The 11,291-nt window shown below is 69.9% G+C and carries 10 protein-coding genes; 8 read left to right on the forward strand and 2 right to left on the reverse strand.

Annotated features, from left to right (window positions below; all coding sequences use genetic code 11):
* Positions 1–544: 544 nt before the first annotated feature.
* From csrA to rpsU, 3 genes are all read left to right on the forward strand, one after another.
* Positions 545–754, forward strand: a complete 210-nt coding sequence (csrA, locus tag TsocGM_RS03095) for a carbon storage regulator CsrA (protein WP_126723853.1) — start codon at positions 545–547, stop codon at positions 752–754.
* A gap of 288 nt (positions 755–1,042) precedes the next feature.
* On the forward strand, positions 1,043–2,263 hold the full coding sequence (locus TsocGM_RS03100) for an aldo/keto reductase (RefSeq protein ID WP_126723854.1): 1,221 nt from the start codon (positions 1,043–1,045) through the stop codon (positions 2,261–2,263).
* A 327-nt stretch (positions 2,264–2,590) separates the two neighbouring features.
* Positions 2,591–2,779, forward strand: a complete 189-nt coding sequence (gene rpsU, locus TsocGM_RS03105; protein WP_126723855.1) for a 30S ribosomal protein S21 — start codon at positions 2,591–2,593, stop codon at positions 2,777–2,779.
* Between the two features lie 325 nt (positions 2,780–3,104).
* Here rpsU and purB read toward each other — a convergent pair whose 3' ends face one another.
* A complete protein-coding gene (purB, locus tag TsocGM_RS03110; protein WP_233578225.1) occupies positions 3,105–4,532 on the reverse strand; it encodes an adenylosuccinate lyase in 1,428 nt (475 codons plus the stop codon).
* Between the two features lie 394 nt (positions 4,533–4,926).
* Here purB and TsocGM_RS03115 point away from each other — a divergent pair, with 394 nt between their 5' ends.
* From TsocGM_RS03115 to TsocGM_RS03125, 3 genes are read left to right on the forward strand one after another with little or no spacing between them, the layout of a single operon-like run.
* Entirely contained in the window at positions 4,927–5,451 is a 525-nt protein-coding gene (locus TsocGM_RS03115) for a DUF1573 domain-containing protein (protein WP_158633349.1), read from the forward strand.
* Positions 5,448–6,530 (forward strand): hypothetical protein, encoded by a 1,083-nt coding sequence (locus TsocGM_RS03120; RefSeq protein ID WP_126723858.1) that lies wholly within the window; start codon positions 5,448–5,450, stop codon positions 6,528–6,530. Before TsocGM_RS03115 ends, TsocGM_RS03120 begins: the two co-directional genes overlap by 4 nt.
* A gap of 50 nt (positions 6,531–6,580) precedes the next feature.
* The gene (locus TsocGM_RS03125; protein ID WP_158633362.1) at positions 6,581–7,606 is read left to right on the forward strand and encodes a DUF1559 domain-containing protein; all 1,026 of its coding nucleotides are present in this window, start codon (positions 6,581–6,583) and stop codon (positions 7,604–7,606) included.
* 14 nt (positions 7,607–7,620) lie between these two features.
* On the opposite strand, the gene TsocGM_RS03130 is transcribed toward TsocGM_RS03125, so the two are convergent.
* Entirely contained in the window at positions 7,621–8,856 is a 1,236-nt protein-coding gene (locus tag TsocGM_RS03130; protein ID WP_126723860.1) for a Glu/Leu/Phe/Val family dehydrogenase, read from the reverse strand.
* A gap of 523 nt (positions 8,857–9,379) precedes the next feature.
* Between TsocGM_RS03130 and TsocGM_RS03135 the strand changes: the two genes are divergently transcribed.
* On the forward strand, positions 9,380–9,952 hold the full coding sequence (locus tag TsocGM_RS03135; protein ID WP_158633350.1) for a MarR family winged helix-turn-helix transcriptional regulator: 573 nt from the start codon (positions 9,380–9,382) through the stop codon (positions 9,950–9,952).
* Positions 9,949–11,286 carry an efflux RND transporter periplasmic adaptor subunit gene (locus tag TsocGM_RS03140; protein ID WP_126723862.1) on the forward strand — a complete coding sequence of 446 codons (1,338 nt, stop codon included), beginning with the start codon at positions 9,949–9,951 and terminating at the stop codon, positions 11,284–11,286. The genes TsocGM_RS03135 and TsocGM_RS03140 overlap by 4 nt, the downstream gene beginning before the upstream one ends.
* Positions 11,287–11,291 lie beyond the last annotated feature (5 nt).

Below are 11,291 nucleotides of genomic sequence, written 5' to 3' on the forward strand. Positions count from 1 at the left end.
GAACCCCCGGCCTGCTGGGCTGACTGCGAACCGATCCCCGGATCGGGACCGCCATTGTGCCCGATCCGCCCGCCCGGCGGAATATCGCCCCGCAGGCCTCCCCTCGGTTCCCAAACCGCCCGGCCCGGGAAGCGCCGTGACCTTCCGCTCCGGAAATCGCCCCCTCGTCCCGCCCCGATCCGCCTTGACTCCCTCCGGATGTCGGGCGGTGCGAACCTCGCTTCTCATCCCGCGACGCCGCCATGGCAGTTTTGAGAATCGGTGGGAACAATTGGGAACCGCAGGGGAGCCCTTCTGTACAAAATTCACCCTCCGGACACGCTCCGGGAGAAACCGGAAAAAAGATTAAAGTTGCCGGAGGGACGGGGTTAGGGAATGGGGTGTGTGTCCCCGTGTCGGCTGTGGCATGCCCGCTGCGTTAGAGTATTTCAGACGCCGAGGCGATGGCCGAGCAACGGAACCGGCCGCCCGGCGAACCAGGGATTGACGCCTCGGGGCATCGCGACCGACGGCCCACCACCAACGAGATTCAGGGAGGGTTCCCATGCTGGTCCTGAGCCGCAAGCTGAACGAGAAGATTGTCATCGACGGTGGGATCGTGGTCACGGTGGTCAAGATCGACCGCAATCAGGTCCGCCTGGGGATCGAGGCCCCCGGGGACGTGTCGGTTTACCGCGAGGAGCTGCTCAGCGGCCAGCGGTCGTACCGAGAGATCGACGTCCCCATCGGTGCCTCCGCCGCGACCGACGCCTGAGCCGGCCCGACGAGACGACGACGATCGCCCCCTCCCTCCTGCTGAACCGGCCGGCTGGCCGGCTGCCGGCGCCGTCGGGGGCGGCCCGAGGCGCGGGGGAGCGGATCGAGCGATCGGCGGGATCGCGATCCGCCCCGGAATTGGCTCGACTCCCAGCCCCCGGGGACGTAGGTTGATCCGACGGAGACGACGCAATCAGATCGGGCCCGATCCGCCCGAACCCGCCGCCCCCCCAGGAGGCCCCCCGCCATGTCGGCACCCGAATGATCGCGAAGCGGCCGCAACGGCCTGGAGCTCAACCTCGATCGCCGCTCGTTCCTCCAGGCCGGCGCCGCCGCCGCGATCGCCGCCTCCGCCACCGGATCAGCCGTCGCCGCTGCGCCGTCGCCCCAGGCCGCCGACGCCCTGCCGAAGCGCACGCTGGGCAAGACCGGCGTCGAGCTGACGATCCTCGATGCGGGCACCTGGCGCGCCCCCGGCCTCGATCGCCTGCTTCGCCTGCTCTACGCGCAGGGCGTCCGCGTGATCGACACCGCCAAGTCCTACGGCTCGGAGCCCGCCATCGGCCGATGGCTCCAGCAGATGCCCGAGGTGCGCAAGGAAATCTTCCTCGTCACCAAGGACCACCCCCGAGAACCCCGCGACCTGCTCCGCTCCGTCGACGAACGCCTGGCCGACCTGAAGACCGACTACCTCGACCTGTACTTCATCCACGGCCTGGGCGGCAACGAGGTCGACTGGCCCAAGAGCAAGGAATTCAAGGAAACGGCCGAGGCCCTGAAGAAGTCGGGCAAGGTGAAGTTCGTCGGCTTCTCCACCCACGACGCCACAAGAGCCCAGCAGATCAGGAACGCCGCCGAGGGCGGCTTCGTCGACGCCATCATGCTCCAGTTCACCCCCTGGCTGGAGAAGGACGACCCCCTCAATCGCGCCCTCGACGCCTGCTATGAAAAAGGGATCGGCCTGATCTCCATGAAGCAGGTCGCCGGCACCTTCGGCGGCTACGTCGAGGGCGAAGACCCGCTGGCCGAGGCGAAGCGGCGCGTGCCAATGCTCGCCGAGAAGGGGTTCAGCCCCTATCAGGGCTTGCTCCAGGCGATCTGGTCCGACGAGCGGATCACCACTACCTGCGTCTCCATGCGCAACACCGACCAGATCCGAGAGAACGTCGCCGCCGCCCTCGACTTCGGCAAGACCGGCCCCCTGACCCTCTCCCAGATCCACCAGCTCCGCGACTCCTGCCGAAGCCTCGGCATGACCCTCTGCGCCGACTGCGACGGCCGCTGCGGCCGGGCCGCCGGCACCGCCGCGCCGCTGGGCGACCTGACCCGATACCTCACCTACCACGAGCACCACGGCTACAAGGCGGAGGCCCGCCGCCTCTACGCCGAGCTCACCGACGCCCAGCGCGACTGGCGCGGCGCCGACCTCGACGCCGCCCGCCGCGCCTGCCCCAACGGCCTGAACTTCACCAAATTGCTCCCGAAGGTCGACGAGCTGCTTGCCTGAGCCACCTCCCTTCGCTAAAATCTCGGCATTGCCCGACCCGCAATGTTGGCCGGGCCGTCGCCGCGTCCTTCCGGAGACGCGGCCCGGCCCGGCCGTTTTTTTTTTCGAGGCCGCGGAGATCGCTCGCCAGGAACGCTTCGACGCTTCGGAGCCCTTGGCACCTCCCCGAGCCGCGTGGTACACTCCTGGTTTGCCGGCGCTGCCGAGGGCTCCGGCGTCGTCCCCGCCTTCCGGGCGAGCGGGGCCGGCCGAGATCCGCGACGCTGTTGATCCGGACCAATCGCCCGATCCCGAGCATCGAGCATTCGCGATGAGGAGGCCTCGACCGTGGTGAAGTTACGGGTCCGTGCCGGCGAATCGATCCAGGACGCGGTGCGCCGCTTCCGGAAGCTTTGCGAGCGGAGTGGTCTGCGCAAGGAGATGCGCCGCAAGGCGTACTACGAGAAGCCCAGCGAGCGCCGCCGCCGCGAGCAGCTCAAGCGCCTGCGCAAGGCCCGTCAGGCCTCCCGGGTCTGAGCCTCGGACACCACCGAGCGTCGAAGAGGCGGGCGATCGGCGGTGGAGCCCGGTGGACGGGCGTTTTTCTTGATCACGGCCGACCGCCCGGCGGGAGGCCGGGGTTCGGGTGCCTCGGGGTCCGGCCGCGGATCCCGAGCGGTCGTTGGCCCGGCCCCGGGTGGACGACGACCCGAGGGGCGAGCTGCCTCACCGACGGTCCCAGCCGCCGCGGTCGGCTTCCGGTCGGATCCAGGTCATCGGTGGGCGGCCGGGTCCGCCGAGCCTTCTCGGGGGGTCGACCCGGCCGTTCTGGGCCCCTGGTTTGTCATCCAGGGGGGCCCGATCAGACGTGCACCTCCTGCCGCTGCCCTCTCAGGTTCGGGTAGCGGCGGCGGACGGGCTCGACCTCGGTGTCGAGGAAGGCGTCGACCTGCTGCGGGCAGCGGCCGATGAAGCGGCGGGGGTCGAGCGTGGCGTCGAGGTCGACGGCGGCGAAGGCCGGGTCGGCCTGGAGGCGGTCGATCAGGTCGTTGCGGTCGGCGCCTTGCTTGACGGCGTCGGCGGCGGCGAGGGAATGCACCCGGATCCGTTCGTGAAGGTCCTGGCGGTCGCCGCCGGCCCGGACGCCGGCCATGAGGATGGCCTCGGTGGCCATGAACGGCAGCTCCCGCTCGACATGAGCCGCCACCACCGCCGGGCGGACGACCAGGCCGGGCACGACGTTCAAATAGAGCGTCAGCAGGGCGTCGGCGGCGAGGAACGACTGCGGGAGCGTCATCCGGCGGACGGCGCTGTCGTCCAGCGTGCGTTCGAGCCACTGGGTGGCGGCGGTCTGGCTCGCGGCGGCGTGCTGGGCCATCAGGAAGCGGGCGATCGAGCACAGGCGCTCGGCCCGCATGGGGTTGCGCTTGTAGGCCATCGCCGACGAGCCGATCTGGTCGGCCTCGAACGGCTCCTCCAGCTCGCGTTCGTGGGCCAGCAGGCGCAGGTCGCTGCCGAAGCGGTGGGCGCTCTCGGCCAGGCCCACTAGCGCGGAGAGGACCAGGGAATCGACCTTGCGCGGGTAGGTCTGGCCGGTGACGGGGAAGACCCGATCGAACCCGAAGGCGGCGGCCACGCGGCGGTCCAGTTCCTCGACCTTGGCGTGATCGCCGTCGAAGAGGTCGAGGAAGCTGGCCTGGGTGCCGGTCGTCCCCTTGACGCCGAGGAAGCGGAGCTCGGCGATCCGCCGCTCGATCTCGTCGAGGTCCAGCAGCAGGTCCTGGCACCAGAGGGTCGCCCGCTTGCCGATGGTGACCAGCTGCGCCGGTTGGAAGTGGGTGTAGCCCAGGCAGGGCTCTCCCTTCCAGCGCTCGGCGAAGACGGCGAGGGCATCGATGGCGCCGACGAGCTGGTCCCGGACCCGGCCGAGGGCCTCTCGCAGCAAGATCAGGTCGGTGTTGTCGGTGACGTAGCAGCTCGTGGCGCCCAGGTGGATGATGGCCCGAGCCTCGGGGGCGGCGTCGCCGAAGGTGTGGACGTGGGCCATCACGTCGTGCCGGAGCTTCTTCTCATAGGCCCGAGCGGCCTCGAAGTCGATGGCGTCGACCTTCGCCTCCATCGCGGCGATCTGGGCGTCGGAGATCTCCAGCCCCAGCTCCTTCTCCGCCCTGGCCAGCGCGACCCAGAGCCGCCTCCAGGTGGAGAACTTGCGGTTCGAGGACCAAAGTTCGGCCATCGCCCGGGAGGCGTATCGGGAGATGAGGGGGTTTTCGTACGTGTCGTGATTCATCATGGGGCGATCCGGTCGGCGATCGGCTCGATGGATTCGAATCCTGGAAGCCTCGGGGCTCCCGATTTGGATGTCGGGGGACGAGCGATGATAGCGTCCGAGGGCCCTCGCCCGCGAGCCCGCGCGCCTCGGCGGATTTTGCTTGACGGACATTTTGTCAAGTCGCTATGTTGCGAATCGACGGTGGAATGTGACGGGGGTTGGCTGATGGCAACCTCACCCCGAGATGCTGGCGCGTTCGACTTGGAGCGAACATGGAACGGCGTCATCGATTGCTCTGTGTGTCGATCGTTGTGGTCGTATCCGGGTGCGCGGATCCGAATTTCGGGGGGGGGGGGGAGAGACGCCTGGCGGATCCCATGACGCTGGGCCATTGTTCTCCGATGTCAACCGTGTGGTCGAGCACACGTTCGTTGTGAAGAACACCACCGGCGCGCCGGTCAAGGTGCGACGGTTACGGACGACCTGCACGTGCACGACAGCGACTCTGAGTGATTACGAACTCGCCCCGGGCGAGCATACGGAACTTCGCTTGGTGGCCGACGTCCCACGTGTTAACCGGGACAACCTCATCGGCTGCACCGTGGAAACCGACAGCGCCGCGCACCCGCTTTGGGAATCCGTGTTGCGGTTCCGGTCGTATGGGCGGATTGGCGTCGAGCGGACGACCTTGAACCTCGGCACGATCGAGGCCCGGGCAACCCCCGGTGACGGCGCCGAGGGTGTCGCTTGGGCGGAGGCGTTTGCCCCCGGCGATGAGGCCCCGCCTCGTCTCCGGCTCGCGCCCCTCAACGGGCCGGTCCGGGCCCGCCTCGAAGGCCCGATCGAACAGAATCGAATCGAGGCCGGGGCGGTGCAACGGGTCCGCGATCGGCGTCACGTCACCCAAGAGCCCGATGATCGGAGCGTCCACTTATGAACGCCTTCCTGCTCGCGGTGGTGGCAATCGCGGCCCAACACGGAGAGACGGACACGCACAGGGAGTTCCTCGAAGCGATCAGGATCGCTTATGAGAGCAACCTGGCGAAGATGCCGTTCGCGACCATCGAGATGATTCACGTTGACGGCTCTGCCGAGACCCTGGAGGACGCGCGGGCCGGGAGGATCGATGACCCGATCGAGGCGAAATGCACCTATCGATTCCACGGCGATGACCGCCTCTATCTCAGGACGTTCGACCTTGCGGACATGGACCGGACCTCGGTCGAACTCCCCGCGAACCGGACCGCGATCCGGGTCAGCTCCTCCCGAGCCTTGACGGATGGCGAGCGGACGATTGTCGAGTATACGAGCGGCAGCACGTCGAGCGGGGTGGGAATGCACAATGGCGTCGGCCCGTTTCGCGAGGCGTCCGACATCCCGCTCGACTTGGGCCTGCCCGAGGAATTGCGCGGGGGTCTCGGCCTGTCGCTCCGCCGAGTGCTCGACGACGACGGGACCAAGTACTGGATCAACGAGGTCGTCGAGGACGACGGTCAGGGGATCGCCCGGATCGAGATCGGCTTCCCGGAGGGGACGGTGACCTACTGGGTCGACCTCGAGCGGGGCTGCATTCCGATCCGATCCCTGAGCGACGCGAAGGGTTCCCGGGTCGAGGACTCGTTTGAAGACATCCGGCTGGTTGATGGCGTTGCCTACTACCCGTTCGTCTCGACCACTCACTTCTCGGGCAAGGTTCAACAGAACCGAGTGACGGCGATGGACCTGACGACTCCACCCCCGCCCGACTCGTTTCAGCTCGAATTTCCTCGGGAGCGTTCGATCATCAACGGCGATACGGACGTCACGTATCCCGCTCGGAAGGTCTGGCGGCTGGCGTCTCTGCCCTCGGCCGACTCGCCGGCCGTCACCCGATTTCCCTCCGCTTCCTCGGCGGCGCCGCCACCCCAAGCCGGGGAACGCGAACCGGGGCCGTCGTCGAAGGTGCTGCTGGCGGCCGCGGCGGCTGTTCTGCTCGCCGTGGCGACGGGTCTGGCCTGGCTCCGGCGTCGGGGATGAGCCGGGGCGTGACGACTCGTTCGCGACTCGAGGCGAAGAGGGCGGGGATCATGCGAGGACGACGCGGCGTGACGCTGATCGAACTGCTGGTTGTCATGGCGGTCATCGGCATCCTGATCGGCCTGTTGCTGCCGGCGGTGCAATCGGCCCGGGAGGCGGCCAGGAGGGCCCAGTGCGCGAACAACCTCAAGCAGATCGGCCTGGCGTTGCACGCCTACGAGGCCGCGAGCGGCCGGTTCCCGGCGACGCATCACGACGAAGTTCCCGAGGGGCAACACCGTCCCGGGTTCATCCACCAGTTCAGCCCGCTGGCCATGATCTTGCCCCACCTGGACCAGGTGGCCCTGTACGACTTGGTGAATCTCTCGCTGGCGCCGGCCTTCCCGCTCGGGTTGTCGGCGAACGCGACGGCGATGCTGACCTCGGTGGGGACGTTCCTCTGCCCCTCGGACGGTGAATCCCCGGTCCAGGGGTACGGCCGGAACAGCTATCGAATGAACCAGGGGCACCAGGCCGCGCCCCGGATCGAGCCGGCGGATGGATCGACCCCAAGGCCGCTCACCCCGCCCTTCATGGCCTTCGTTGCCCGGAGCGCGGCCGGGTTCCGTGACGGCCTGTCGCACACCGTGGGGGCCTCCGAGCGGCTCCAGGGGGATTGGACGCGCGGCCCGTTCCGGCGCGGCGGGGACTATCCCCTGGGTCGGGACCTGAACACCGTGTCCTATCCCTCGATCGACGCGGTGGCCGCCGCCTGCGAGGCGCTGGACCGTGGTCGGGTGCCGGTCGAGTCGCGAGGCGGCGAGAGCTGGCTGATCTCCGGCTTCCACTTCACCACGTTCAACGTCTGCTCGGGGCCCAACGGCGGCCGGGATTGCTCGTTCCGGGAAGATACGACCCAATTCACCCAGCGGGCTCTGCTCCAATTCGGCTGCTTCAGTGCCTCCAGCGCCCACCCGGGCGGTGTGCACGCGATGCTGATGGACGGTCGCGTCCGGTTCGTCACGGATTCGATCGCGCTGGAGACCTGGCGGTCGCTGGCGACGATCGACGGGGGCGAGGTCGTGGACCTGGAGTGACGGACCCAACCGGTTCAGATTCCCGCCAGCACCTTGGCGCGGCCGACGCGCTGGAGGCCCAGGACGAAGGCGGCCGTGCGCAGGGGGATGCCCTGGCGGCGGGCGAGGTCGAACACGGCGGCGGTGCTCTCGACGTGGCGGCGGTCCTGCTCGGCGCGGACCTGCTCGATGGTCCAGCGGAAGTGCTGGAGGTTCTGGACCCACTCGAAGTAGCTGACGACCACGCCGCCGGCGTTGGCGAGGATGTCGGGGATGACCGGGATCTCCCGGCGCTGGAAGACCTCGTCGGCCTCGGGCCAGGTGGGGCTGTTGGCGGCCTCGACGATCGCTCGGGCGCGGACCTCCTCGGCCAGGCTGGCGTCGAAGACGCCGCCGAGGGCCGCGGGGATGAGCAGGTCGCACTCGGTCGTCAGCAGGCGTTCGTTCGTGCCGGCCTCGCCGTCGGGGAAGCCGACGACCTTGCGGTGGGCGGCGGCGTGCCGCTGCAGGGCCGGGATGTCCAGCCCCTCGGGGTTGAAGACGGCGCCGTAGGCGTCGGAGACGGCGATGACCTTCGCCCCCAGGTCGTGCAGCTCCCTGGCGGTGAAGCTGCCGACGTTGCCGAAGCCCTGCACGGCGACGGTCACGCCCGCGACCGGCCGGTCATACGCCAGCCGAAGGAACTCCCGGACGACGATGGCGACGCCGTGGCCGGTGGCGCTCTCCCGGCCGAGCGAGCCGTGCAGCTCGACCGGCTTGCCCGTGACCACGGCCGGGTGGTGGCCGTGGAACTTGGAGTACTCGTTCATGATCCAGGCCATCACCTGGGCGTCGGTGCCGACGTCCGGGGCCGGGATGTCCTTGTCGGGGCCGATGAAGTCGTGGATCTGCTGGACGAAGCGTCGGGTGATGCGCTCGACCTCGGCCCGGGACAGCGCGTTGGGGTCGCAGTTGACGCCCCCCTTGCCGCCGCCGAAGGGGAGGTCGACGATGGCGGTCTTCCAGGTCATCAGGCTGGCCAGCGACCTCGCCTCGTCCTCGTCGACGCTGGGGTGGTAGCGCAGGCCTCCCTTGAAGGGCCCCCGGGCGTTGTCGTGCTGGACGCGGTAGCCGATGAAGTTGCCGATCTGGCCGGAGTCCATCTCGATGGCGACCTCGACGCGAAGCTCGCGCTCGGGCGTCTCCAGCAGCACGCGCATGTTGTCCGACAGGCCGAGGATCGCCGCCGCCTGCCGGAAGTAGTGGTTCGTGGCCTCGAAGAAGGCGAGCATCGGCGGGGGGACCCGATCGGGAAGGGGGATGGACGGCCTCGCCGCTCGATCGTACCGACGGGCCCGGGGGCCTGACAAGAAACGCCGCGTCCGGGGCACGCTCGCCGGGCGCATCCGGGCATCGGCACAGTGGTTGCGGCGATCCCGGCGGCGAGGCGGCCAAGCCCCTCGGCGTCCGGAAGAGGAGCTTCCCCCGGCGGTCGCGATCCGGACCGAAGCGACGCGACGCGACGCGACGCCGATCGCCCGGGAGTCGTCGAGGAACCGAGGCCTGCCTCCGAACCCCCGGGCGCCGACCCTCGCCGGGCTCCCTCCGGATCGAGCCGATCGGCTCTCCCCCGGCCCGGTTGCTCCTGGACTGGGCTCGGGGGGCGTGTATAACAGAAGTTGACGAGATCGTTAGCCCGCTAACCTTCCCGCCGACGCTCATACCAAGGAGAGAGGCCCCGGTCGCCCGGTCCATCCCGGCCCGGCGACCCCGATTCCGCCTCGTCCCGCGGGGCGACCAATCAGGGGGGCGCGCGTGCTCCATTACGATTTCGAACAGAGCTTGATCTATCGGGTCTGCTCGGCGTCTCAGGCGCTGGAGAAGGCGCTGAACGACGAGCTGGCGCCGCTGGGGATCACGCACCGGCAGTGGCAGGTGCTCGGCTGGCTGGCGCTGGAGGGGAGGCTGTCGCAGTCGGAGCTGGCCGACCGGATGCGGATCGAGCCGCCGACGCTGGCCGGCATCGTCGACCGCATGGAGCGGGACGGCTGGCTGGAGCGGTCCCCCTGCCCGGGGGACCGGCGGCGGAAGCTGCTCTCGCCGACCGAGCGGGTGGCGCCGGTCTGGGAGGCGATCGCCTCGGCGGCCCGCCGCGTCCGGGCCCGAGCCTCCCAGGGGTTCAGCGAGGCGGAGCTGCTCCTCCTGTTCGCCGCGCTGGAACGGATCCGGAAGAACATCACCTCGCCCGCTCCCGCTTCCTCGTCCGCGTCCGCGTCCGCGTCCGCTCCCTCGCCGTCCTCCTGCCCGTCCTCATCGTCCGCATCGTCCGCATCGTCACCCACACCCCCGACGCCCTCGCCCGCTCTTGCCGAGGATCGACGCCGATGAACAGCCGAGGAGTGAGCCGATCCCGATCCCGATTCCGACCTCGCCTGGCGATCGCCGCGGGGGCGGTGCTGGCCTCGATGGCCGCCGGGGCCCCGGCGGGGGCGCAGTCGGGGGGGCCGACGCCCGTGGCGTCGTCGACGGTCGTGCGGCGGAGCGTGGCCGAGGGGAGGAGCTTCGTCGGCTCGGTGATGCCGGTGCGGCAGAGCACCGTTGGCAGCACGGTCGAGGAGCGGGTGGCGGCGTTCCTGGTGGAGGAGGGGCAGCGCGTCGAGCAGGGGCAGCCGCTGGTCCAGCTGCGGACCAAGACGCTGGAGATCGAGCTGGCCGGCGCGAAGGCCGAGCTGGAGGCGCTCCGCCAGGAGCTGGCCGAGCTGGAGAACGGCACCCGCCCCGAGGAGATCAAACGGGGAGAGGCCGAGCTCGCCCGAGCCGCCGCCCTGCGCGACTACGCCCAGGCCGCCCGTCGCCGGTTCGAGGACCTGACCCGGAGGAGCCAGGCCAGCCCTCAGGAGCTGGACGAGGCGATCTCCAACGCCGAGGCCGCCGCGCAGGCGTACAACGCCGCCAGGGCGGCGCTCGACCTGCTCATCGCCGGCCCCCGGGCCGAGCAGGTGGCCCGGGCCCGGGCCAAGGTGTCGGCCCAGGAGGAGGTGGTCCGCCGGCTGGAGGACCGCCTGGCCGAGCACACGATCGTCGCCCCGTTCACCGGCTACGTGGCCGCCGAGCACACCGAGGTTGGCCAGTGGCTCGGCCAGGGGGACCCGGTGGTCGAGCTGGTCGAGCTCGACGAGGTCGACGTGGCCATCAACGTCATCGAGGATGATATCCGGTATATCCACGCCGGCACCCCGGCCCGGGTCGAGGTCGGCGCCCTTCCCGAGGAGGCGTTCACCGGGGCGGTGGCGATCATCGTCCCGAAGGCCGACCTGCGCTCGAGGACCTTCCCGGTGAAGGTCCGCCTGCCGAACGACGCCTCGGAGGGAGACCCGCTGCTGAAGGCCGGCATGCTCGCCCGGGTGACGCTGCCGGTCGGGCCGGAGCACGACTCGCTGCTGGTCCTCAAGGACGCCCTGGTGCTCGGCGGCGCCGAGCCGATCGTCTGGGTGATCGACGGCGCCAGCGGCGACCCGGCGGCGGGCACCGTCCGGCCGGTCCCCGTGACGCTGGGAGTGGCCGAGGGGGCCCTGATCGAGGTCATCGGCCCGCTCGAGGCCGGCGCCCAGATCGTTGTTCAGGGGAACGAGCGGCTCAAGCCGGGGCAGGAGGTCCAGGTGATCCGCACGGTCGACCCCGGCGCCGACACCGTCGCCTCCTCCCGGACGATCGCCCGATAGCCAGG

Origin of the sequence: Tautonia sociabilis (assembly GCF_003977685.1) — a bacterium.
GTDB classification, from domain to species: domain Bacteria; phylum Planctomycetota; class Planctomycetia; order Isosphaerales; family Isosphaeraceae; genus Tautonia; species Tautonia sociabilis.